Source organism: Niabella sp. ZPM-14 (assembly GCF_055693045.2).
The window spans coordinates 3,575,651-3,598,222 of record NZ_CM181148.1; the positions used below are offsets into that span (position 1 = coordinate 3,575,651).

Consider the following 22,572-nt stretch of genomic DNA (forward strand, 5'->3'; position numbering starts at 1 on the left):
GAACAGGCATTTACTTCCTTAAGAAAAACTGTAATGCAAACACGATCAGCACACTCACCACCATCATCAGGATATATGCGCCGGTTTGTCCACTTTGTAACCAGCGAAACTGCCGGCCACCATAATTCACCAGGCGACCCACTCCGTTTACAATGCCATCCACTATCTTCTTTTCAAAAATGGTGTTGAAGAATGCACCTAATGCGTTCAATGGTTTCACAATAACAGCGTTGTAGATCTCATCTACATACCATTTATCCTGCAGCAGTTTTCCAAACCCTTTTGCTTCTTCGATGTCTGGCCGTTTGCTGTACCTGCTCCACGCTATAACTACTGTTATAATGATCAGCAAGGAGGAAAGGCCGGTCAATATCCATTCCGTGCTGTGCGATACTTCATGTGTCGGCAATATAGCGTAGGACTGGGCGAAGATCGGCTGCAGGTAATCTTTCAGGGCATGCGCTCCGTGCATGATAAATTCAGGCACGCCAATAAAACCGCCAATCACTGAAAGGATAGCCAGTACGATCAGTGGGACCGTGATGGCCGCCGGACTTTCGTGAAGATGATGTTCCTGATCGTGGGTACCACGGAAACCGCCTTTGAAGGTGGTGGCATATAAACGGAACATATAGAACGCCGTGAGCAAAGCTCCCAGCAACCCAAGGGCATACAACACCGGGCTCGTACTGAATGCGCTTGCTAATATTTCATCCTTGGAAAAGAAGCCGGAAAAACCCGGAATACCGGCTATCGCGAGACAGCCTAATAAGAAGGTGATGTTGGTAATCTTCATATACCTGGCCAGGCCGCCCATTTTGCGCATATCCTGTTCTCCGCCCATCGCGTGAATCACGCTACCGCTTCCCAGGAACAACAGGGCTTTGAAGAAAGCATGCGTCATTACATGGAAAACAGCTGCCACATAAGCTCCGGTGCCCAGCGCCAGAAACATGTAACCCAGCTGGCTTACGGTGGAGTAGGCCAATACTTTTTTAATGTCGTTTTGTTTGAGCGCAATGCTGGCCGCCAGCAATGCAGTAGCCACGCCAATGATAGCAATACAATTTAGGGTGCCTGGTGCCATAGAATACATCAGGTTGCTGCGCGCAATCATATAGATACCTGCCGTAACCATCGTAGCGGCGTGTATCAGGGCAGACACCGGGGTAGGACCCGCCATCGCATCGGGAAGCCAGGTGTACAAAGGGATCTGAGCACTTTTACCGGTTGCACCAACGAATAATAAAGTAGTGATGATCGTAATATCGAAGCTGGAAAGTTTGGCCAGCGCTTCAGTAGTAAAGATTTCACTGAAAGTAACCGTATCCAGTTTGTTGATGAGCATGAACAGCGCAATCAGGAAGGCAAGATCACCAATCCGGTTCATGATAAAGGCCTTGGAGGCGGCTTTGGTATAGTCTTCTTTTTTGAACCAGAAACCAATGAGCAGGTAAGAACACAAACCTACACCTTCCCAACCGATGAACATGATCACGAAGTTGGCGCCCATTACGAGTAATAGCATCGAGAAGACGAACAGGTTCAGGTATGCAAAGTACCTGGCAAAGTGATGAGGCTTTTCGTCGTGCATGTAAGACGTGGAGTATACATGGATCAAAAAGCCGACGCCGGTAATGATCAGTAAAAAGATAGAGGTAAGCTGATCGACCTGGAAAGCAAAGGGTATTCTAAGCGTACCTATATTGATGAAATCGAAGTATTCGACAACCGCTATATTTCCCGCACGTACCTGCATAAACGCCATCACGCTCAGGATGAATGAGCCTAAGATAGAGCCGCTGCCGATTATTCCCGTCAACCCTTTAGAGAAATAGTTTCTTAATAAGCCATTCAGTAAAAAACCAATTAACGGCAATAATGGTATTAAGATCAGTTCAATTTTCATCTAACTATATTTAGTCTTTTACGTTTGTTTGTTTCACAGAACACACAAGGTTTTCAGGAAACAATATCAAACATCAAACTTTAACCTGAAATATTTTAATGTTTCAGCCTGTTCAAAAAGTTAATATCCACCGAGTGAATGTTACGATACATCATCACAATGATGGCCAATCCTACACTTACTTCCGCCGCTGCTACAACCATGATAAAAAATACGAAAAGCTGTCCATCCGCGCCGGCGACTGCCACCGCACCCTTAGCCGTCTGCATCTTGGAAAAAGCAACCAGCAAAAGGTTTACGGAATTTAACATCAGCTCGATGCACATAAATACGATAATGGCGTTGCGGCGCGTCAACACACCTACTATTCCGATACTGAATAAGGAGAGTGCCAGAACGATATAATAATTTATAGGCATTGTCTAATTATGATTTCTGATTTGAGATTTCCCGTTATCAATTGCAAGCTGGCTTGCCACCGTTTCTTTTGTGGTATAAAAGATTAATCTTTCTTTCCGATCACTACCGCACCGACCATCGCACTCAAGAATAGAATACTACTTATTTCAAATGGCACTACGAAGGTGGTAAACAGCTCGCGTCCTAAAGTTTTAATCAACCCGGCATCACCTGTGCTCACCTCTGCTATGTTTTGAGACACTTCGGTGTTCCTTAAAGCAGCCACTAATACCAGCAGCAGGCAGCCGCCCGATAAAATGCCGATGATCTGCAACCACCTGTTCTTAACCGGTTCCGTGCTTTTGTTCAGATTCATCAACATGATCACGAAAAGGAACAGTACCATGATAGCGCCTGCGTACACAATGATGTTTACGATCGCCAGGAACTGCGCGTTCAACAGGATATAATGACCCGAAATGGCGAAGAAAGCAGCTACCAGCCATAACACACTGTGCACAGGGTTTTTACTGCTCACTACCATGATGGCGCTGAACAATGCTGCCACTGTAAGAATCCAGAAAAGTATTTGTGTAATTCCCATTGCCCTTAATTAGCTTCCGCGTTTTTAGTTTCTTTATTAATGGTTCCTAAAGCTTTCTGATAAGCTTCCGGTTCGGTAACCGGGTTAGGAATCAGCAAATCGTCTTTTTTATATATGAAACCTTTGCGGTCGTAATTAGATGGGGTGAAAGTTTGAGACAGGTAGATCGCATCTTTCGGACAAGCTTCTTCGCAATATCCGCAGAAGATGCACCGAAGCATGTTGATCTCATATTTGGCAGCATATTTTTCCTCGCGGTACAGGTGCTCTTCGCCCTCCTGTCTTTCTGCTGCTTCCATAGTGATCGCCTCCGCCGGGCAGGCTACTGCACACAACCCGCAGGCGGTGCATCTTTCTCTTCCTTCCTCATCGCGGTTGAGGATGTGTAAGCCACGGAACACTTTACTGAAAGGCCTTGTCTGTTCGGGATATTTAATGGTCGCCTTTTTAGAAAAAAAGTGCTTCAGTGTAATACCCATTCCTTTCAAAATATTCCAAAGGTACATGCGCTCGATGAACGTCATCGGGCTGCGATCTACCGGCTTGGCTCTATTTGTGTATTGAATACCCATTAATTTTCGAGAAGTATTTTAAATTTTCGCAAATATAAGTTTACTTGACAGTTGACGGATGAATGTTGACAGATTTCCCTGTCGCTATTACTATTTTCCTATTTGTTATTCAACCAAAGCACTACCAAGGCTGTGATCAACATATTTACCAATGCCAGCGGTACCAGTCGTTTCCACCCCAGATGCATCAGCTGGTCAAAACGGAAACGCGGGATGGTCCAGCGGATCCACATGAATACGAAGACAAAGAAGAAGGCTTTTGCCAGCAACACCACGAAGCTGATCAGTGCCAGCAAATTGGGCGAAATACCCCAGGTTGCCTCGTTCACAAAAGGAATATCGTATCCGCCAAAATATAAAGTAGCCATAATAACGCCACTGATGAACATATTGATGTACTCTGCAAAGAGATAAAATCCAAGCTTCATACTCGAATACTCCTGGTGGTAACCGAAATTCAGCTCATTCTCCGCCTCGGGCAGGTCAAATGGTGTACGGTTACATTCTGCCAGCGCACAAATAAAAAATATCAGGAATCCCAAAGGCTGGTAGATCACATTCCAACCGTTGTCTAACTGATTTTGAACGATCGTGCTCATTTGCAGCGACCCCGTCAACATTAAAACGGCAATCAGGGACAGGCCCATTGCCAGCTCGTAAGAGATCATTTGGGAAGCGCCACGGATCGCGGCCAGCAGGGAGAACTTGTTATTGGAAGCCCATCCACCGATCATGATGCCGTAAACCCCCAGACTCACGACTCCAAAAACATATAAAATCCCGATGTTAATATCAGCCACCTGAAGGGGTACGGTTCTGCCTGCGATTAAAGCGGGCGAGCCCCAGGGAATAACAGCGCTGGTAAGCAGGGCGGTCACCATGGCGAGTACAGGCCCCAGCACAAACAAAAACTTGGAAGAAGCTAAAGGAATGATCTCTTCTTTAAAAAATAATTTACCACCGTCTGCCAGCGGCTGTAAAAGACCAAAAGGACCCGCACGGTTAGGACCGATGCGGTCCTGCATGAAAGCGGCCACTTTTCTTTCGCCATAAGTGGCATACATCGCCACGATCATGGAAAGCGTCACCACCAGCGCTATCAAAATCAATTTTTCTAAAATAAAAAACCAGTCTATGGCGAGTAATGTAATCATGTTTAATAAAAATATATTTTATTCAGCTTCTTCGAATTGTTCCCAGAGAATATGTAGGTGCTCTTTTGTTTCGTTGAGCAGAGCTTGTACAGATGCTTTATCTAATACCTCGAAATCTCCATAATCGCTTTCATTTCTTTCGGTAAAAAGTTTATCATATAACAGTCCAAAAGCCTTATCCACCTTTCCAGTCTTTACAAAGTGTTGATGAAATTGGGTCTTTGTGCCATTGTGAGTTTTCGTTTCAATTTCATCCTTACCTAAGTAAGCGCATGCCATATAAAAAACTGCGTAATAAAGTCGATTGATAACCGTAAGATAATGTTTCGCAGTAAACATAAGGTCGGCCTCTTCCATTGTTTCCTTTGAACGGAGCACACGAGATGTTATGTAATTTTCACTAAACATTATCTAAATCCTTATCCCTTCTCTTTCAATAGCGATAAACAGAGGATATCCCTTGAACTTCGAAAACCAGTTTTGTTTGTTCACTATGACCGTGCTAATAGCGGTGTTATTATCAAGTCCAACCGGAAACAAGTGTTCTGTAATCTTTCCTTTAAAGGTTCCATTCACCGTTTGATTTGATAATACCAACACATCCCAATCACTCTCCTCATGATAATCGCCCCTTGCACGCGACCCAAACAATATCAGCTCAGCGTCCGGATCAACGGTCAGGACCGCATTTTTAATTTCTTGCAATATTGTTTTTGATTCGGTCATCTATTTTTCACCTTCTTCGATCAGGTTCTTTTTGTTGAATACGGCGCCGGTTGCCGGACCATCTATTTTACTCAGGTCTACTGACGGATCATTGACATCGCTGATCTTGTGGATGTCCAGCAACAACTTGGGTTGTCGCCCGCCCATCACCTTAGCAACGGTTTCCTCCGGTTTGTCCAGCACTTCATAATGATTGGCACCAATCACGGAGTGGCGTGCCACTTTGGTAGGTCCTTCGATCACCCAGTCTTTCACGTCCTTTTTGTCGAAGCGACAGTCGTTGCAGATCCAGCCGGTTTTGCCATCTTCGGCGTCCATGATCTCACCCCACTGATCTTTACGGGCCGTCACCCGCAATACTTCATTACCACGCTTCCAAAGCGTAACTTTCCCGCAACATTTATCGCAATTACGATGAGCATCTTCAGGCTTGGTAAACCACACCCTGTTTTTAAAGCGGAATGTCTTATCGGTTAATGCGCCTACGGGGCAAACATCAATTACGTTTCCGATAAATTCGTTGTCCAGGGATTTCTCGATATACGTTGCGATCTCGGCATGATCTCCTCTGTCCAGAACACCGTGCTGGCGTTTGTTGGTCAGCTGATCGGCAGTAAACACACAGCGGTAGCAGAGTATGCAACGCGTCATGTGCAGCTGTATGTATTTTCCGAGATTGTGTTTTTTGAAAGTTCTTCTTTTAAACTCATATCGCGTGCCTTCACGACCATGTTCATAACTCAGATCCTGCAGGTGACATTCACCGGCCTGATCACAAATAGGACAGTCCAGCGGATGGTTTAACAACAGGAACTCCACCACACCCGCACGAGCATCCAGTACGCGCTGGCTGGTAATGCTTTTTACCTCCATACCGTCCATGACACCGGTGCGGCAACTGGCGACCAGCTTCGGCATGGGGCGCGGATCCTTTTCGGAACCCTTGCTTACTTCAACCAGGCAGGTACGACATTTACCGCCGCTTCCTTTCAGCGGTGTATAAAAGCACATAGCAGGAGGCGTTACATCGCCGCCAACCATTCGTGCCGCCTGTAATATAGTGGTACCGGGCGCCACTTCAACAGAAACATTATCGATAGTTACTCTTATCTTTTCAGACATTGTATGTTGTTTGCTCACAAAGGCACAGTGGCGCAATGTGCATTTCTTTAATTTATTATCCTTTTAATCCCGTTCTTTAAAAGCGCTTCATTGAAGTTGATTAATAAACCTAATCTTAATTCTGTCAATTTCAAATAAGTAAGAACCTGCTTAAAATGAACATCTTCTAATTTCGATATACTTTTCAGTTCTAACAAAACTGCATCTTCAACAATTACATCAGCTCTGAATCCCAATTCCATGTCAATACCATCATGAATCACGTCTACGGGATATTGCCGTGTATAGGCCATATTGTGCTTTCCCAATTCATAACACAGTATCTGCTCATACACGCTTTCAAATAAACCCGGCCCATACTGCTTATGAATGGTAAAGCAAATGTTCAAAACCCTTGTCGCTATTTCATTTTCGAAATCCATAGTCATTATTACCGGGTTCTGAGGACTGTGTTAAAACCGTGTCTTCGTGTCTCCGCGAGAGACAACGCTACGCCGGAACGGCCACCTCCCGTTCATCCGCATAATGCGCCAAACCAAAGTTCCGGATCACCGCCTCTTCGGGGTTTGTAATATGCCATTCAAACTCATCGCGGAAATGACGAATTGCTGCAGCAACAGGCCATGCGGCCGCATCACCCAACGGGCAAATCGTGTTTCCTTCGATTTTGCTTTGAATATCCCACAACAAATCAATATCGCTCATCTTTCCCTGTCCTTTTTCTAATCGGAGCAACAGTTTCTCCATCCAGCCGGTACCTTCACGGCAGGGCGAACATTGTCCGCAGCTCTCATGGCGATAAAATCTAGCCAGGGTGTAAGTATGTTTTACTACGCATTGATCTTCATCAAACACGATAAAACCGCCACTTCCCATCATGGAACCGGTCTGAAAGCCGCCATCAGAGAGGCTTTCATAATTCATCATTCTTTGCTCACCTTTAGCGGTTTTCAGCAAAAGGTTGGCAGGCAAAATGGGAACTGATGAACCCCCGGGAATGCAGGCTTTCAGCCTTTTCCCATTGGCAATACCGCCACACCATTCATCGCTATAGATAAACTCCTCTACGGAGATGGTCATATCTATTTCATACACGCCTGGCTTATTGATGTTACCGCAGGCAGAGATCAACTTTGTTCCTGTCGATTTACCCACCCCGATTTTAGCATATTCTTCAGCGCCTTCGTTAATGATCGGCACTACCGCGGCAATGCTCTCCACATTGTTTACCACGGTTGGCCGGTCCCAAACCCCCTTAACGGCAGGGAAGGGAGGTTTGATGCGCGGATTACCTCTTTTACCTTCCAACGACTCCAGCAACGCGGTCTCTTCGCCGCAAATATAGGCGCCTGCACCGCGCTGTACGTGTATATCACAATCGAAGCCGGTACCTAAAATATTTTTACCCAGGAAACCGTTGTTTTTAGCCTCCTGAATTGCTTGTTCCAGGATGTCAACGATCCACGCGTATTCGCCGCGGATGTAGATAAAAGACACATTGCTACCAAGCGCATAGGATGAAACGATGATCCCTTCTATCAACAGGTGGGGAAGAAATTCCATCAGGTAACGATCCTTAAAGGTACCGGGCTCGCTTTCATCTGCGTTCACCACCAGGTGGCGCGGAATGCCTTCCGGTTTGGCCAGGAAGCTCCATTTCATACCGGTGGGAAACCCTGCGCCTCCGCGTCCGCGCAGCCCTGATTTCTTCACTTCTTCGGTGACGTCGTCCGGAGCCATTGTTTTGAGCGCTTTTTCGACGCTGCGGTAGCCTCCTTCCCGGCGATAGGTATCGAAATACCGGATGCCTTCGACATGCACTTTCTCTAATAATAGTTTTCTACCCATTTTATATTTGGTTCGATAAAAGCTTTATTTAATCGTTCAATTTTGTCTGGTTGTAAATTGTTTTTTAACAATTCCCAATCCTGCATTAACTCATCTTTATGCCGTGAAGCCCGCTCACTACTAATGCTAAAGCCTTTCCCGGCAAAGATCCTCTAATTATTCCGAAACTGTTAATGTCAATCAACGCTTCGATTTCATTTTATTTAGCATGAAAATGCGGCGGATTGTGATCCTTAAAATAGAAATAAATGATTATTCCATAAAAAGAACTAACGACCGGCATACTCTTCAAAAGTTTGACTTGCTATTCGAGATAACAGTTTAACAAGTCGATCTTTATATCTTCACTCCATCCCTTCTACACCATCTTCAAAATGAAGACCCAGCCTGAAATTTTCCAAAGGTGTAACGCGTTGCAGATGTAGCAGGCATTTTTAATTATTCTTCGCCCGGCACTCCTCAATAATAACGTCTACTTTTTCTTTGGTCAGATGCTCTTTGTAAAACTTGCCCATTTGCATCATCGGAGCGTAACCGCAGGCGCCCAGGCATTCTACCGTTTTCAAGGTGAACATCCCGTCTTCTGTGGTTTCCCCGGGTTTGATATTCAGTTTTTCTCCGATATATTCAATGATATCATCACAACCTCTCAACATACAAGGGCCTGTCTGGCAAACCTCAAACATATATTTACCGACAGGCTTCAGGTTGTACATGCTGTAGAAAGAAGCTACTTCGTACACCTCGATCGGCTCGATGCGGAGCAGGGAGGCCACGTAGTCCATCGTTTCCACACTCAACCATCCGAATTGCTCCTGCGCCACATGCAGTACCGGCAATAAGGCACTTTTCTGCCTTCCTTCCGGGTACCGTGCGATTATTTTTTCTACCCTTTCGATATTCTCTTGTGAGAGTTGTACCATTGTTATTCTAAACTTTAAAATTTTGAATCCCTACGCATCCATTTCGCCTGCAATCAGGTTCAGGGAAGACATTACGATGATCGCATCGCTCAGCATGCCACCTTTTACCAGCTCCTCGTAGGCCTGGTAATAAATGAAACAAGGACGTCTGAAGTGAAGCCTGTAAGGCGTTCTGCCACCATCGCTGATGAAATAATAACCTAGCTCACCGTTCCCGGCCTCGATGCTGTGATATACTTCTCCTTTCGGCATGTCTATTTCACCCATGATGATCTTGAAGTGCCAGATCAGCGCTTCCATTTTGGTGTAAACGTCCTTCTTCTTTGGGAGATAATACTCCGGCACATCCGCATGATATACCGTTGCTTCTTCTCCTTTCAGATTGTTGAGCTTCTGCATGGCCTGCTCGATGATCCGGAGGCTTTGCCACATCTCACCGTTTCTTACGAGGTAGCGGTCATAGCAGTCACCGGTAGAACCTACCGGTACATCAAAATCAAACTCTTCATAACTGCTGTATGGCGCTGTTACGCGCACATCATAATCCACACCTGCGGCCCTGAGGTTAGGACCGGTAAAGCCGTAGTTCAAAGCACGTTCCGCATTAATAGGGCCCGCGCCAATCGTGCGTTCCATAAAGATCCGGTTACGGGTAAAGAGGTTTTCAAACTCTTTCAGTACTTCCGGGTATTCTTTCAGGAACCTTTCTATTTTTTCAAATGCAATGTTGTTGAAGTCACGCTCAAAACCACCGATGCGACCAATATTGGTAGTCAGCCGCGATCCGCACACTTCCTCGTAGATCTCATAAATCAACTCGCGGTACTGCATTACGTATAAGAAGCCGGTGTAGGCACCGCTATCCACACCTACGATCGAATTACAGATCAGGTGATCCGCAATACGCGCCAGTTCCATCACAATAATGCGCAGATAATCTACGCGCTTAGGGGTTTTTACACCCAATAATTTTTCGCAGGTGAGGTGCCAGCCCATATTGTTCAGCGGAGCCGAACAATAGTTCAACCGGTCCGTAAGTGGCGTGATCTGATATAAGGGACGGCGCTCAGCGATCTTTTCAAATGCCCGGTGAATATATCCTACAGTGGAATCGGCGGCTACGATCTTTTCACCATCCAACTCGATAATATTCTGGAACACTCCGTGTGTCGCCGGGTGCGTAGGCCCCAGGTTCAGCGTGGTAGTTTGCTTTTCAATGCTACCCGCCGGGAGGTTTATATTTTGATTAAAATCTGACATGTTACTTATCCAAATAATGGCCTTTTGCTAAAAAAACAAAAATTGTATTCTCTTTTATTTTATAAACAAGCCGATGTTCCTGCGTTATTCTTCTACTTCAATATCCTTTTAGATTTCCCTTCAAAGGCTCTGGTTTTCCTATGCCAGAGAAAGGATGATCCTTAATGCTGTCTAACAGTTCAATAACCTTCACCAATAATTTGATGTCGTTTTGCGAGTGCCATAAAATGTCCGGCCAGGCATCACTATCGAAATGAAGTTTGAACATTTAATTCTTTACCATTTGCTTTAACTTATCAATGGTAACAGTTTTAAATTCCGATTTTTCTTCCTCGAATTTTTTTATCCGCTTCAATAACTCAGGATTATATTTTATGGCTTTTTCTTTTTTTATCGAAACTTCCACTTTCAGTGCTTCTGCCAATTGCTTAAACAACGAAGTGGTTTTGTTATCCGCATGTTCAATTATAATCGTGTTCATACTTTACTTTTTTAACTAGTCAGCCTTTTCGTCTTCCGCGATAGTGCCCTGCATCGTCTTTTCTGTCCCGAATCCCAGCATACCGCCGCGGCCAAACATCTCATCGTCTTTATCGGTACGGCTTTGATCTTCCAGCGGGTATTCCTTGCGCATCGGGAAATAATCCATTTCTTCTACGTTCAAGATGCGTATCAGGTTGGGATGTCCTATAAAATTGATACCGTAAAAATCGAAAGTTTCCCGCTCCATCCAGTTAGCGGAAGCGTAAATACCTGTTGCCGTGTAGACATCGGGTTTCAGGACATCGGTGAAAACTTTAAACCGCAGCCGCACATTCTCCCGGATATTATGAAGATGATACACAACAGCCAGTTCACGGGCTTTTTGATCAGGATAGTGAACACCGCAGAGATCGGTCAGGAAGTTGAAAGACAGCTCCTCGTCTTCTTTCAAAAAATTAAGCACTTTCAGGTTGATCTCTTTATCAGCATGAAAACTCAGGATGTTGTACTGCACTTCGAACGCCGATACCTGGTCGCCGAATTTATCAGTAAGTTTTTGCTGTATAAGTTCTGTAGTCAATGCCATATTCAAATCCCCGCGGGGAATTTTTATGTTTATAGTTTTCAAAGCTGCCGCAGGGCGGCATGTAGCAAAGCAAGCTTTATTGTATTCCGTAGCTCTCTAGCAGCGCCTTATATTGCTCGCTGTTCCGTCTGCGCAGGCTTTCTTTCCCGATGAGGTCCTGGATGCGCATAACGCCGTCGAGGATCGCCTCTGGGCGGGGAGGACAGCCAGGCACATATACGTCTACAGGAACCACCTGGTCGATGCCCTGCAACACGCTGTACGTATCAAAAATACCACCGCTGCTGGCGCAGGCGCCGACGGCAATCACCCAACGGGGTTCTGCCATTTGCAGGTATACCTGCTTCACTACCGGTCCCATCTTTTTCGCAATCGTTCCCATAACCATCAAAAGATCGCACTGGCGGGGCGAAAAGCCCACACGCTCGCTTCCAAAACGAGCCAGGTCGTAAGTAGCGCCCATGGTCGCCATGAATTCAATACCGCAGCAGGAAGTGGCAAAGGGTAGGGGCCAGATCGAGTTCTTCCTGGCCAATCCGATGACACTGTCAAGCGTTGTCGCGAAAAATCCCTGCCCCTCGTGACCCGCCGGCATTTCCGCCATGCTGATGTCTGCTTCGAGCGGCTTCTGTTTTATATTGTAAGAAACTGGTCTCATATAACTCAAACCCCATAAGGGGCTATTTTGTTCCATCCCCTACCATGAAACTAACGTTAAAAAATATCAATCCATCTCCCTCCGGGAAAGGGCGATTAATCTTCCCATTTCAAAGCGCCTTTCTTAATAATGTAGGTAAAGCCGCATAAAAAGAAAGCCACAAACATTAATACAGCGTAGAAACCGCTCCAACCCAGGTCTTTGAAGTTTACCGCGTAAGGATAAAAGAAGATCACTTCAACATCAAACAGAACAAACAAAATGGCCGTGAGAAAATACTTAATGGCCATAGGCTGGCGCGCATCTCCGTGAGACTCAATGCCGCTTGCAAAGTTTTCCAGTTTGTCCTTTGTCTTACGCTTGGGTCCCAGAAGGTGAGTGACAATTACGAGAGTGATGATCAGACCGGCAGCGAAGATCAATTGCAATCCGATCGGTAAAAAAGACTGCGCTGTATTATCAGTAACAACGGTTTTAAGCAAGTAAACCATATCTTTTGTTAATGAGCAAAAATAAGGCAGGTGAGTCAATTAACCTTGGAGATTAGAATATTTTAATGATAATATTGTGACAATTAAGGGAAAGAAATAAAAAAAGCACCCCACATTCGTGAGGTGCTTTCCTATGAAAATAAGTAAATGTTTATTTCTGAACTGCCTTGGTGGAGTCTGATGCCGAAGCTTTTGTTGAATCAGCAGCCGGTGGGGCAGCTGTTTTTGTGCTGTCGGTAGCAGTTGCGCCGCCACCTGTAGTGGTATAGCTTTCAGCACCCGGAGTTCCGCCCATGGCCTTAATATATCCTGCCACCTGCTCTTTTGCAGTAGGGTCATCTGCATTATTGTAGGCAATATGTAAATATTTCAGGCCGTTTTCCTTGTCTTCTTTCTTGTTAATGAAGAAGATGGCCATCGCTGTAGCGGTTTTAAATACCTCAGCTCTCTTTGTTGCCAATGCAGATGTGTCATTGGGCGATTGTAAGTAAGCGATGTATTTGTCTCCGTCAGGGATCATGATATTCTGTGCATTGGTAGAGTCGAAAATTTGACTGCTGCCGTAAGCCAGATAATATCCATAATTCCATTTAGGGAATTTAGTACGCGCTGCATCAAAAACTTTCCAGGCTTTTTCATACTGGCCGGATTTGTAATAACCGGTATAGCCAGCGTTGAAGAAGTCGTTGATCGTTAATTTGTCAGCGGGTTTCAGTTCCAGGATCTTCGCATACAGGTCGCCTGCCAAAACGCCTTTTCCGCTGGCGGCAAAATTTTTCGCTCCTTGCTCCAGGATATCCACTTTACCGGCGATAGTGGTATCGGCAGCGGCGGCGTCCATGTACGTCTGTACTACTTCAGCCTCTTTACCAGGCGTGGTAGAGTAAGCCAGCGCTTTAAGTGCATAATCCTTTGGTACTATTTCTTCTTTCACTTCGTTTTTAAAATAATCTTCTACGAAGGGAATAGCGGCCGCTGTATCCTTATTAGCGATCAGTGCATATGCGATCAGTTTATACGTCTTGGGATCTGTCTGAGCACCTGCTTTAGAGATAATATCTTTACCGATATTAATTGCGCCGGTGTAGTCTTTAGCATAATAAGAGCCCACTGCTTTAAAGTACTCATTGTTAGGACTTGGAGGCAATAAAGCGACGATCTTGTCACCATAAGGTTTTGCTTTCGCAGCGTCCTGAGCCGTATACGCATAGTACTCAAACAAATCTCTTAGTGCCTTTACCTCTGCGGGATTAGCGGCTACCGCTTTTTCCAGCGTTTGCAAGTACAGTTCGGTGTTGTTTTGCGACTTAAAGATCATTGATTTGCGCACTTCAGCTCTCGAAAAGCTAGGATCTGCAGTCAATGCTTCCTGATAAAAAGTGAAAGGCGCACTACCTTGACCGGGATATGCTTTCAGATAGGCATCGGCCAGGTTGGTATAAATGTCGGCCACCAATTTTGGATCTCTTTTCTTTTCTTTGATGCCCATTACAACGTTCTTAGCTTCTGTGAGTTTTTCCACTGCAAATTTGATATCACCCACTTTGTCTATGTTGTTATATGACCTGGTAATACCACGTCCCACGGCATTCAGCACTTTTGCTTTATCCTCATCGTCTTTGCCGGCTGCTGCAATCGCTGCGTCAAAACTTTGCTTTGCCTCAGTGCCTTTCTTTTCAAATAATTGCATTTGTCCTTTTGCTGCGAGCAAATAGGGATTGTTGGCATTTGCGCTCAATCCTTTTGTAATCGTTTGATTGGCCAAATCATATTTCCCGTCTTCAAAATAAGACTGGGCCAGCCAGTAAGCACCTTCCGGCTTATCGGCGTTTTTTTCTAATATACTCACCGCTGAAGCATAGTTGCCGTTATAGTAAGCTTTAACACCATCCTCTACGGACTGTGCATACACTCCGGCGTTCAACAATACTCCAAGCGCAAGTAGATGGATTGTTTTCTTCATCATCATTTTTGTTTGTAGTTGTTTAATTAAGTATTTGTAAATATAATTTTTTCTAATCAAATAGAATCTTCTTTGAGTTGAATTGGTCTCACGATAAAATACCGTCTTCCCGGCATCAGATAGGCCCGTTTAAAAATAAGCTGACCTATTTCACCACGCAGGAACTCAGCAAAACCTGTGCCCAACCCGCGATACTTTTCTTTTAATATATACGTTAAATCGCGCGTGATTGGATATCTTTTCCCATATAAATTTGCCTGAACCGGCAATATATACTTTCCTGCGCTATCTGTACTTTTTAAATAAGAAATTTTAACTTTTTTTAAGAAGCTCAATTGCTGATCATCGTCGGGATTCCCGATCCAGCTCACACCGATAAAGCCAACCGCATCAGGGTTTTTGGCCACGTAATTAATTACCGAATCACTGGTGCGGGCCGCTACGGCCTTGCCCGTCAGCCTGGCGCCTTTCATTACGGAATCGACGATAAACCGCACGGTACTGGTTGCTTTCACGCCATCAAAAACCGGTATCAAAGGTCTTTTGTAAGTACCCCCCAGGATCGCGCGTATATCGGTCATGTCAAACAGGGAATCCGGAGACGCCGGGTTCACAATAACCGCGATCGCATCGCGGGCCACGGGCAGCTGGTCCACAATTACTTTTAACGAATCGCTGACAGCTGCCTTTTCTGGATCGGTCAACACCACAGTGGAAATGACCATTCGGACGCTGTCGTTCCAAAGGTCTTTGATACAATCTGCCTCGGGTTTGTACTGCACGTTGATCTTGGTGCCGGGATTATTGGATTCATACACCCTTACCTGTTCGTCTATGATCGGTTTGAACGACTCGTCAACGCTGATCGTAATCGTACCACGCGAAGGAGTGTCCGGCAACTCTTTTGCCTGCTCCTTATCTGATTTGCAGGCTATAAAGCCAGTCATCAGAACAAGTATCCACATATAAACGCTACGCCTTTGCAAAGCCCCTCCTATTTAAAGTAGTTTTTTTTGTAAGCCCGGTACAGTCGCCAGGATCCATAAAGTATGGCGACACCGCCGTAGATATGATCAAAAATGTCGGGCGGGTACAATTTATTCAATTTGATGTCGAGCAGAAACCTGAAAGCGAGAAACAGCCCTATGAGTACGATCAAAGTACCCATGATATAATCCAATACAGATCTCATTTTAGAGACCTGCCGGTTGCGCTGCTGTTCGTATTCTTCGTTTGATTTAAGACTCATTATATAATCTGACTGCGGCAAGATAAAAAACTTTTCTTTTTAGATGCAAAATGTTTCAAAGTCCATATCAGCGCCGCTGTAATAAATGTTAATAATCTGCAACAAAACAAATACTAACTTTGGCGCCCATGTATTTTGTCAAGACACCTGGCTGGGTCAAGTCCATTTTCAGTTCCTATGACTGGCATGTAAAGACCAGGAATAAAGAGCTTTATCTCACGTTTGATGACGGGCCTCACCCCACGGCAACTCCGTTTGTGTTGGAACAGTTGGCGCAGTTCGAGGCAAAAGCCACTTTCTTTTGCCTCGGTAAAAACGTACAGGCCCATCCCGAACTTTTTCAGCGGATCATCCTTGAGGGACATGCCGTCGGCAATCATACCCAGGACCATCTCAACGGCTGGAAAGTGCCCCACGACGAATATATTAACAATGTGGAGCGGGCAGCCCGGCATATCCCGGGTCCATTATTCCGGCCACCGTATGGCCGCATTTCGCGCAAAGCGGGGCGTTCGTTGTTGGGTAAGGGATTTAAAATCATCATGTGGGATGTGTTAAGCGGCGACTTTGATCAACAACTGGCACCGGAAAAGTGTAGTAGTAATGTGATCAAAAAAGCCGGAGCAGGATCTATTATTGTTTTTCATGATAGCCAGAAAGCGTTCAAAAACCTGTCGTATTCACTGCCCAGAGTGCTTTCCTACTTTTCTCAGCGCTCTTTTGTTTTTAAAGAATTATAAGACAATCGGTTAAATAAAAAGGGCCTGGGTGAATACCCGAGCCCGATTTTTAATCCGTACCCTATGAAAACTTGCGATGAAGTTAATTTTTTTTGCACAGACTTGCAAAAAAAAAAATATATTTTAGATTTTATCTAAATAATTGACAATAGTTGTAGAAAATGTTTATCGATACACACGCTCATATTTATTCCAGGGAATTTTCGGAAGAAAACGGCGCGCTGCTGCAAAAAGCGGCAGACGCCCAGGTGAAAACGATCCTGATGCCGGCCATTGACTCCGGCACCCATGACCAGATGCTGGCACTGGAAACGGAACAGCCAACAAAGTGTATGAGCATGATGGGACTACATCCATGTTCGGTTACAGACGGGTTTCGGTCAGAATTGGACATCATTGCCGGGCACCTGAAAAAGCGACCGTTTGTGGCGATAGGGGAGACGGGCCTGGATTTTTACTGGGATCTCACTTTCAAAGATCAGCAATTGGCTGCTTTCAATCAGCAAATGGATTGGGCCATCGAGTACGGCGTGCCTGTGGTCATACACAGCCGGAATTCAACAAGGGAATGTATTGAAGCTGTTTCAAAAAAGGTAGACCGCGGTCTCACCGGCGTTTTTCATTGCTTTGGCGGAACGGTGGAAGAAGCTACAGATATCATGGATCTGGGATTCTACCTGGGCATCGGCGGCGTATTGACCTTTAAAAACTCGACGCTGGGCGAAGTGTTGCAGCAGGTGGGGCTCGAAAAAGTGGTGCTGGAAACGGACGCTCCCTATCTCGCACCGGTTCCCTACCGGGGTAAAAGAAACGAACCGGCTTATATACCCATTATTGCTAACAAGCTGGCAGAAGTGCTTCAGATTTCCGTAGATGAAGTAGCAGCGATCACGACAGATAATGCTAAAAAATTGTTCGCATTGTAGTTTAGAAAACGTATTTTTGCCCCCCTTTACGGAGACGTGTCCGAGTGGTTGAAGGAGCACGCCTGGAAAGTGTGTATACGGGCAACCGTATCGCGAGTTCGAATCTCGCCGTCTCCGCAGAAATTGTGTTTTTAGGATTGGTCATTATTTTTAATAAAAATAAGCGACAGAGTTATAGAATACTCTCAAGTCCTGATGTAAAAAGCATATAATATAACCTACGAATATCCAAACAAGGCATGTTGAGAAATAACGCGGCGTAATGCTGCTGGTGGAGGTAACGAAAATTATTTTATATATAATTTAATTTTTAATTAAAATCTGCATACTTTTGACTTATTGCTAGCTAACTGTAAAACATACATAGAACTATTAAAACACTAACTATTACCATCCACTTTTTTATATTCTCTTATAACAGCTTTAATAAGTAAAGTTTTCTCTCCGAGAGAATACAAAGCTTCCGGATTTTGATGCGGTTTGTCACTGAATATACAGTGCTAACCTGTTATGAAATAATAAATAAACCCAACTAATTCATAAGTAATGAGAAACATCAGGGCTAAGTTTTTTTTGTGCGGAGTCTATTTTCTTTGTGCTGTTTTCGATGGACTCGCTCAACAATTTGATGACGCAATAAAAATTGCCTTACCATCTGTAAATAATACTTTTGGTATCCCGGGATCTAACTTAGTGGATTTATACACCGGATTGATCAAACCAACTGTGCCCCTTTTTAGTATAGAGGAATCACATGGAGAAATTCCAATTAAACTAGAATATGTTAAAGGAAGCGGTGTTAAAGTTCAAGACTATGCTGGTATGGTTGGTTTGGGCTGGACGCTGCATGCCGGCGGTAATATCACTAGAGTCGTTAGGGGCCTTCCCGATGAGGAAAACAAGGGCTATATTGGAAATGAAGCATTCGGAAAGGTAATTAACGATGCTGGCCCAGAAGGAATTTCAAATGATATATTAGCTAAAATTGGTAAAGACGGCTATGATGGAGAGCCGGATCTGTTTCGCGTTGAAACCCCATATTTTTCTTTTCAATTCGTCTTTGATCATTCCGGTAACGTAATTATTACTACCAACCAAGGGTTCAAATGTACTCATACATTATTCAAAAATAGCGGCAGTCAGAATAGTTCTTTTACGATTACTGATAACAAAGGGAATGAATTTTTCTTTGGTTCCTCTGACCTTTCAAGGGAATCTGTCACAACTAAACTTTATGATCATAATAAAACATTTGTAAGTACCTGGTATCTTGATAAAATTAAATTTATTGGAACTACAAATATTGTCACGTTTTCTTATTTGTCAGGAAGCGACTTTTCTGTCGATTATAAAAGATCAAGTGTGACAAAATATACTACGTCGAACAATTGCAGCATTAGTCAACCACAGCAAGGCCCGACGTCCAATACATTAACCGCCACGTTCCACTCTCCAAAGTTTATTTCGAAAGTCAAGACCTCGCAGTGTGAAATTGAATTTGACTATAACAATGAAAGGTTAGATAATGTAGTTTCATTGAAGCTCATTAAAATGTATGTCTATTCTTTAGTCAGGAGTAGCTCAACAACGCGCAGCCTGATAAAATCTTTTGATTTTCATTATGATTATTTCGGGAGCCCGTCAACAGATCCTGATAAGCTAAGATTAAAGTTGGATAATATTTCAATTACAGATGCGAAGCGGTATGCAATGCTATACCGAAAATTTGGTTATAATGTCGCTACTAACCTTCCGGCACGCTCGTCGGTTGAATTTGATTACTGGGGTTTTTACAATACTAATTCTTCTGGCACATCCCTAGTGCCAACAGCAAACAAAGCTCCTGACGATTTACGTGTTAAAGCCAATATTCTTACTTCGATTGAGTCTATCGGAGGCGAGGTAACTCAATATGAGTATGAACCAAACCACTATTATGACAATGCAACGGCTCAAAACATAAGGGGGGCAGGCTTGCGGATAAAAAAAATTACCCAGCGAGCTGGTTTCGGGGCAGATGAGATTAAGGAATTCTTTTACGATAAAGAGAATGGTTTCAGCTCAGGCCAGATCCAATCTAATTTCTATAAAAATTTTAGTAAAAGTGTGATACTATATTTTCCAGTAGTTGTGGCTGGATATTACCAGTTATGTGTAGTTAATGGGCAGGCTACTAATTCAGAGTCGATTTACGAAATGAATAACTTAAACGGACAATCTATAGGTTATTCGCGCGTAAAAATTAAATCGACTAATGGGAGTTACACTGTATCTGAATATACAAACTATGAACAGTTCCCAGATGTTTTTTCGAATTTTACTTCAGATCACAAAACTTACGAATTTCAATATGCACGACAAATAGGCTTTGCGACTTCCCTGGAATATAAAAGAGGGCTTCTACTTAAAAGTACAGATTATAAAGCTGATAATTCCCTGTTTGAATCAACTGCTTATACCTATAGCATCACGCAACCACAATTACGATCTTTGGCAATCTCTGTTACTCCATATGCAATATTAATGGGCAATCCTCAAACTTATTATTGGTTATATGGCATATCGAATTACTGCCAGGACGATAATTTCCACCTTGTAAATATTGAAAAAACTGTTTATCCATAATAACGATTTTATGAACTTAAAACTGATTGCCTTATATTTTTTTCATGTATTTGGTTTACTAATGTTCTTTAACGACATTTCTCTATATCAATCTGTAACCTCCCCGGTATCAAATTTTATATCGAACATGGGACGGCAGTTAACAGGATATATGGTGTCGCAAGATATTTATCGAGGTGAACTCGCTTATAATAAAGTCGGGGTACAGCATGTGGGATACTGGAGGCAAACTCTTGTTAACACGCCACCATCAAAGGCAGATCTTAATCATATCTACAAAAATTATCGGTATACCAAAGCAGATCACTTCTTTCTCAAAGTAGGATTATATTATGGCCCTTATAACCGGTTCAATAGCTCAGCAAATGGACATGTTTACAAGCACGAAAGCTACGATCCATTAAGAGAGAAAGCTAATCTTACAAAATCAACAAACAGCAAATTTGGAGAAAGCGGTAATGATAGTTTAAGTAGTGAAGTTACGTATCAATACATCCCTGGAATGAATTTGGTTCGAAGTAAAACCAGTATTGGAAGTAAGGGTGAAACTTACAGAACAGTTTATTATTATCCATTTGATTATACCTTGCCAAATACTTCAGAAGAGAACAATGCTATTATTCAGTTAAATAATCGGGGTGTGACAGCGCAAGTAATCTCTACGGAAGAATGGGTGGAAAAAAACTCAGTTCGTTCACTAGTTAATCTACAGGTAGAGTCATTTAAAGTTGTTGGAGAAATTATTGTGCCCTCAAAAGAATACCAATTAAAAACCCAGAATCCTATAAGTGAAGCTAATTGCCCGTCTTTTGATGCTACCAAACTGCTAAGAGCCGGATTGAAATATAAAGAGGTTGTAAGTTATGACATTTATGACAATCGTGGAAATGTTACTCAAATAACAAAAGACCAGTTGCGTAAAAGTGTAATATGTTGGGGGTATAATGGCCAATATCCAGTAGTAAAAGTGGAAGGCAGCGATTATAATACAGTCAACGGATTTATCAACCCGGTTATTCTTGAAAACGCCTCCGCGATTAGCGATGAGCAACTAAGATTGGAATTAAATAAAATAAGGGAGGGGCTTGCCAATACCAAGGCTCAAGTTTGGACGTACACATATGCTCCTCTAATAGGACTGACTTCTGAAACCGATCCTAAGGGCAATACTACTTTTTATGAGTACAATGCATTGGGTAGTTTAAGTTCTGTTAAAGACAGGTTAGGAAAAATCGTTAAGAAGATTTGTTACAACTATGCAAATCAGCAAGTGGATTGTGCTACTGTTAGTTATAATCCCAACAGCGGTACAAATCCTGTGACGATATATCAAAATGTAGCAACCAGCTCAACTTTTAAAAAGGACGATTGTGGCATTGGTTACTCAGGCAGCCAGATCGTTTATCCCGTTCCCGCAGGCAGATATAGTTCGGTTGTTAGTCAGTTGGATGCGAACCAGATGGCCTTACAGGATATACAAAGCAATGGGCAAGCATATGCAAACGCGAACGGAACATGCAGTTCTGCAGCACCGGTAAGTATAAGCTTTTATAATACCGGCAGCGATCACAACTCTCCTGTTTATATTACATTAACAAATATGAGTACGAACGAATATTTTGATTTATACTACGAAAGTGTCCCTCCCAGTTATAACATTTCAGGAGCTTTACATGTTCCTCCTGGCAGTTATTTTGTTGAAATTTATTCATCGTCTTCCAACAGCGCCGAGGTAGCTACACCTGATGGGAACTTTTATCCATCGTATACTGATGGCTCGTATATGTCATTTGAAAACATAGCGGTTACAAAACCAGACGGGATGGTTATATACTATAACCGGTATTAAAGTATTTTTAAGTATAATATCAGTGTTAACATACAAACCACGAGAACGGGAATAAATACGTAAATAAAAATTTCTATGGTTATGAGAACTTTATTTTTTATAAGCTTATTTTTTATAATTGGAACTGTATCTGGTCAGGACCGTCGGCAAATGGTGGCAATACGATTAGCGGATGTGGAAACCAGCAATATGCAAATCATGTTAGACATGAGCCCATTGCAAAAAGACTCAATAAACGCTATATTGAAAAGATATTATACTGAATTGTTATCCCCCCCAGATTTTTCAGACAGAAAGCGAAAGAAGGAGTTGGTTCAATTACTTACTGTACAAAAAAATACTGAATTGAAATTATTATTATCACCTTTGAAATGGCTAAAGTATTTAAAATGGCTGGAAGAGAGAGACGTGAATAAAAAGAATGCTGTAGAACTTGAGAAGAAAGGTAAAGTAAAGTGACTTTATAAAGAGCGAAGGAATACTAT

At 43.3% G+C, this 22,572-nt stretch carries 25 protein-coding genes, 1 tRNA gene and 1 pseudogene; 6 read left to right on the forward strand and 21 right to left on the reverse strand.

Annotated features, from left to right (window positions below; translation table 11 throughout):
- Positions 1–10 precede the first annotated feature (10 nt).
- From nuoL to ACU37H_RS15295, 21 genes and pseudogenes are all read right to left on the reverse strand, one after another.
- Complete coding sequence (nuoL, locus tag ACU37H_RS15195; RefSeq protein WP_472706168.1) at positions 11–1,909, reverse strand: NADH-quinone oxidoreductase subunit L; 1,899 nt, start codon at positions 1,907–1,909, stop codon at positions 11–13.
- 95 nt (positions 1,910–2,004) lie between these two features.
- Positions 2,005–2,328, reverse strand: coding sequence for an NADH-quinone oxidoreductase subunit NuoK (gene nuoK / locus ACU37H_RS15200; protein WP_472706166.1), 324 nt, complete (start codon positions 2,326–2,328; stop codon positions 2,005–2,007).
- An 83-nt stretch (positions 2,329–2,411) separates the two neighbouring features.
- A complete protein-coding gene (locus ACU37H_RS15205; RefSeq protein WP_472706164.1) occupies positions 2,412–2,912 on the reverse strand; it encodes an NADH-quinone oxidoreductase subunit J family protein in 501 nt (166 codons plus the stop codon).
- Between the two features lie 5 nt (positions 2,913–2,917).
- A complete protein-coding gene (nuoI, locus tag ACU37H_RS15210) occupies positions 2,918–3,484 on the reverse strand; it encodes an NADH-quinone oxidoreductase subunit NuoI (RefSeq protein ID WP_472706162.1) in 567 nt (188 codons plus the stop codon).
- A gap of 98 nt (positions 3,485–3,582) precedes the next feature.
- Positions 3,583–4,638, reverse strand: a complete 1,056-nt coding sequence (gene nuoH / locus ACU37H_RS15215) for an NADH-quinone oxidoreductase subunit NuoH (RefSeq protein WP_472706160.1) — start codon at positions 4,636–4,638, stop codon at positions 3,583–3,585.
- A gap of 18 nt (positions 4,639–4,656) precedes the next feature.
- A complete protein-coding gene (locus ACU37H_RS15220) occupies positions 4,657–4,995 on the reverse strand; it encodes a HEPN domain-containing protein (RefSeq protein WP_494407561.1) in 339 nt (112 codons plus the stop codon).
- Between the two features lie 54 nt (positions 4,996–5,049).
- Positions 5,050–5,364, reverse strand: a complete 315-nt coding sequence (locus tag ACU37H_RS15225; protein ID WP_472706156.1) for a nucleotidyltransferase domain-containing protein — start codon at positions 5,362–5,364, stop codon at positions 5,050–5,052.
- Positions 5,365–6,486 (reverse strand): NADH-quinone oxidoreductase subunit G, encoded by a 1,122-nt coding sequence (locus ACU37H_RS15230; protein ID WP_472706154.1) that lies wholly within the window; start codon positions 6,484–6,486, stop codon positions 5,365–5,367.
- Positions 6,487–6,533: 47 nt separating this feature from the next.
- Positions 6,534–6,908 carry a GxxExxY protein gene (locus ACU37H_RS15235; RefSeq protein ID WP_472706152.1) on the reverse strand — a complete coding sequence of 125 codons (375 nt, stop codon included), beginning with the start codon at positions 6,906–6,908 and terminating at the stop codon, positions 6,534–6,536.
- Between the two features lie 67 nt (positions 6,909–6,975).
- Positions 6,976–8,334, reverse strand: coding sequence for an NADH-quinone oxidoreductase subunit NuoF (gene nuoF, locus ACU37H_RS15240; RefSeq protein ID WP_472706151.1), 1,359 nt, complete (start codon positions 8,332–8,334; stop codon positions 6,976–6,978).
- 199 nt (positions 8,335–8,533) lie between these two features.
- Positions 8,534–8,617: a DUF4160 domain-containing protein gene (locus ACU37H_RS15245; protein WP_472706326.1), complete on the reverse strand. Its 84-nt coding sequence runs from the start codon at positions 8,615–8,617 to the stop codon at positions 8,534–8,536.
- Between the two features lie 151 nt (positions 8,618–8,768).
- Positions 8,769–9,257: an NADH-quinone oxidoreductase subunit NuoE family protein gene (locus tag ACU37H_RS15250; RefSeq protein ID WP_472706149.1), complete on the reverse strand. Its 489-nt coding sequence runs from the start codon at positions 9,255–9,257 to the stop codon at positions 8,769–8,771.
- A 30-nt stretch (positions 9,258–9,287) separates the two neighbouring features.
- Positions 9,288–10,517: an NADH-quinone oxidoreductase subunit D gene (locus ACU37H_RS15255; RefSeq protein WP_472706148.1), complete on the reverse strand. Its 1,230-nt coding sequence runs from the start codon at positions 10,515–10,517 to the stop codon at positions 9,288–9,290.
- Position 10,518: 1 nt separating this feature from the next.
- A pseudogene (locus tag ACU37H_RS15260) lies at positions 10,519–10,785 on the reverse strand (Txe/YoeB family addiction module toxin).
- A complete protein-coding gene (locus ACU37H_RS15265; protein WP_472706147.1) occupies positions 10,786–10,998 on the reverse strand; it encodes a DUF2683 family protein in 213 nt (70 codons plus the stop codon).
- 15 nt (positions 10,999–11,013) lie between these two features.
- Positions 11,014–11,586, reverse strand: coding sequence for an NADH-quinone oxidoreductase subunit C (locus tag ACU37H_RS15270; RefSeq protein ID WP_472706324.1), 573 nt, complete (start codon positions 11,584–11,586; stop codon positions 11,014–11,016).
- A 76-nt stretch (positions 11,587–11,662) separates the two neighbouring features.
- The gene (locus ACU37H_RS15275; protein WP_472706145.1) at positions 11,663–12,244 is read right to left on the reverse strand and encodes an NADH-quinone oxidoreductase subunit B; all 582 of its coding nucleotides are present in this window, start codon (positions 12,242–12,244) and stop codon (positions 11,663–11,665) included.
- A gap of 95 nt (positions 12,245–12,339) precedes the next feature.
- A complete protein-coding gene (locus ACU37H_RS15280; protein WP_472706143.1) occupies positions 12,340–12,735 on the reverse strand; it encodes an NADH-quinone oxidoreductase subunit A in 396 nt (131 codons plus the stop codon).
- Between the two features lie 151 nt (positions 12,736–12,886).
- On the reverse strand, positions 12,887–14,704 hold the full coding sequence (locus ACU37H_RS15285; RefSeq protein ID WP_494407562.1) for a tetratricopeptide repeat protein: 1,818 nt from the start codon (positions 14,702–14,704) through the stop codon (positions 12,887–12,889).
- Positions 14,705–14,754: 50 nt separating this feature from the next.
- Positions 14,755–15,663: a PstS family phosphate ABC transporter substrate-binding protein gene (locus ACU37H_RS15290; protein WP_472706139.1), complete on the reverse strand. Its 909-nt coding sequence runs from the start codon at positions 15,661–15,663 to the stop codon at positions 14,755–14,757.
- Between the two features lie 29 nt (positions 15,664–15,692).
- Positions 15,693–15,947, reverse strand: a complete 255-nt coding sequence (locus tag ACU37H_RS15295; RefSeq protein WP_472706137.1) for a hypothetical protein — start codon at positions 15,945–15,947, stop codon at positions 15,693–15,695.
- Positions 15,948–16,075: 128 nt separating this feature from the next.
- On the opposite strand from ACU37H_RS15295, the gene ACU37H_RS15300 reads away from it, so the two are divergent.
- The 6 genes from ACU37H_RS15300 to ACU37H_RS15325 all read left to right on the forward strand — a co-directional run bounded on the left by ACU37H_RS15300 (position 16,076) and on the right by ACU37H_RS15325 (position 22,546).
- Positions 16,076–16,687 (forward strand): polysaccharide deacetylase family protein, encoded by a 612-nt coding sequence (locus ACU37H_RS15300; RefSeq protein ID WP_472706135.1) that lies wholly within the window; start codon positions 16,076–16,078, stop codon positions 16,685–16,687.
- Positions 16,688–16,848: 161 nt separating this feature from the next.
- Positions 16,849–17,613: a TatD family hydrolase gene (locus ACU37H_RS15305; RefSeq protein ID WP_472706133.1), complete on the forward strand. Its 765-nt coding sequence runs from the start codon at positions 16,849–16,851 to the stop codon at positions 17,611–17,613.
- A 30-nt stretch (positions 17,614–17,643) separates the two neighbouring features.
- Positions 17,644–17,730 (forward strand) — tRNA-Ser (locus ACU37H_RS15310).
- A gap of 429 nt (positions 17,731–18,159) precedes the next feature.
- Entirely contained in the window at positions 18,160–20,238 is a 2,079-nt protein-coding gene (locus tag ACU37H_RS15315) for a hypothetical protein (protein ID WP_472706131.1), read from the forward strand.
- A gap of 10 nt (positions 20,239–20,248) precedes the next feature.
- Positions 20,249–22,087, forward strand: coding sequence for a DUF5977 domain-containing protein (locus ACU37H_RS15320; protein ID WP_472706129.1), 1,839 nt, complete (start codon positions 20,249–20,251; stop codon positions 22,085–22,087).
- Positions 22,088–22,168: 81 nt separating this feature from the next.
- The gene (locus ACU37H_RS15325; RefSeq protein ID WP_472706127.1) at positions 22,169–22,546 is read left to right on the forward strand and encodes a hypothetical protein; all 378 of its coding nucleotides are present in this window, start codon (positions 22,169–22,171) and stop codon (positions 22,544–22,546) included.
- The last annotated feature ends 26 nt before the right edge of the window (positions 22,547–22,572 follow it).

Bases quoted from the DNA above. Each gene is read 5' to 3' on its own strand.
- ACU37H_RS15305 (WP_472706133.1), top strand. From the start codon at position 16,849: ATGTTTATCGATACACACGCTCATATTTATTCCAGGGAATTTTCGGAA.
- ACU37H_RS15285 (WP_494407562.1), bottom strand. From the start codon at position 14,704: ATGATGATGAAGAAAACAATCCATCTACTTGCGCTTGGAGTATTGTTG.
- ACU37H_RS15290 (WP_472706139.1), bottom strand. From the start codon at position 15,663: ATGTGGATACTTGTTCTGATGACTGGCTTTATAGCCTGCAAATCAGAT.
- ACU37H_RS15295 (WP_472706137.1), bottom strand. From the start codon at position 15,947: ATGAGTCTTAAATCAAACGAAGAATACGAACAGCAGCGCAACCGGCAG.
- nuoI (WP_472706162.1), bottom strand. From the start codon at position 3,484: ATGGGTATTCAATACACAAATAGAGCCAAGCCGGTAGATCGCAGCCCG.
- nuoL (WP_472706168.1), bottom strand. From the start codon at position 1,909: ATGAAAATTGAACTGATCTTAATACCATTATTGCCGTTAATTGGTTTT.
- ACU37H_RS15250 (WP_472706149.1), bottom strand. From the start codon at position 9,257: ATGGTACAACTCTCACAAGAGAATATCGAAAGGGTAGAAAAAATAATC.
- nuoK (WP_472706166.1), bottom strand. From the start codon at position 2,328: ATGCCTATAAATTATTATATCGTTCTGGCACTCTCCTTATTCAGTATC.
- ACU37H_RS15325 (WP_472706127.1), top strand. From the start codon at position 22,169: ATGAGAACTTTATTTTTTATAAGCTTATTTTTTATAATTGGAACTGTA.
- ACU37H_RS15300 (WP_472706135.1), top strand. From the start codon at position 16,076: ATGTATTTTGTCAAGACACCTGGCTGGGTCAAGTCCATTTTCAGTTCC.
- ACU37H_RS15245 (WP_472706326.1), bottom strand. From the start codon at position 8,617: ATGCCGGTCGTTAGTTCTTTTTATGGAATAATCATTTATTTCTATTTT.
- nuoH (WP_472706160.1), bottom strand. From the start codon at position 4,638: ATGATTACATTACTCGCCATAGACTGGTTTTTTATTTTAGAAAAATTG.
- ACU37H_RS15265 (WP_472706147.1), bottom strand. From the start codon at position 10,998: ATGAACACGATTATAATTGAACATGCGGATAACAAAACCACTTCGTTG.
- ACU37H_RS15320 (WP_472706129.1), top strand. From the start codon at position 20,249: ATGAACTTAAAACTGATTGCCTTATATTTTTTTCATGTATTTGGTTTA.
- ACU37H_RS15280 (WP_472706143.1), bottom strand. From the start codon at position 12,735: ATGGTTTACTTGCTTAAAACCGTTGTTACTGATAATACAGCGCAGTCT.
- ACU37H_RS15220 (WP_494407561.1), bottom strand. From the start codon at position 4,995: ATGGAAGAGGCCGACCTTATGTTTACTGCGAAACATTATCTTACGGTT.
- ACU37H_RS15230 (WP_472706154.1), bottom strand. From the start codon at position 6,486: ATGTCTGAAAAGATAAGAGTAACTATCGATAATGTTTCTGTTGAAGTG.
- nuoF (WP_472706151.1), bottom strand. From the start codon at position 8,334: ATGGGTAGAAAACTATTATTAGAGAAAGTGCATGTCGAAGGCATCCGG.
- ACU37H_RS15275 (WP_472706145.1), bottom strand. From the start codon at position 12,244: ATGAGACCAGTTTCTTACAATATAAAACAGAAGCCGCTCGAAGCAGAC.
- ACU37H_RS15205 (WP_472706164.1), bottom strand. From the start codon at position 2,912: ATGGGAATTACACAAATACTTTTCTGGATTCTTACAGTGGCAGCATTG.
- ACU37H_RS15315 (WP_472706131.1), top strand. From the start codon at position 18,160: ATGAGAAACATCAGGGCTAAGTTTTTTTTGTGCGGAGTCTATTTTCTT.
- ACU37H_RS15270 (WP_472706324.1), bottom strand. From the start codon at position 11,586: ATGGCATTGACTACAGAACTTATACAGCAAAAACTTACTGATAAATTC.
- ACU37H_RS15235 (WP_472706152.1), bottom strand. From the start codon at position 6,908: ATGGATTTCGAAAATGAAATAGCGACAAGGGTTTTGAACATTTGCTTT.
- ACU37H_RS15225 (WP_472706156.1), bottom strand. From the start codon at position 5,364: ATGACCGAATCAAAAACAATATTGCAAGAAATTAAAAATGCGGTCCTG.
- ACU37H_RS15255 (WP_472706148.1), bottom strand. From the start codon at position 10,517: ATGTCAGATTTTAATCAAAATATAAACCTCCCGGCGGGTAGCATTGAA.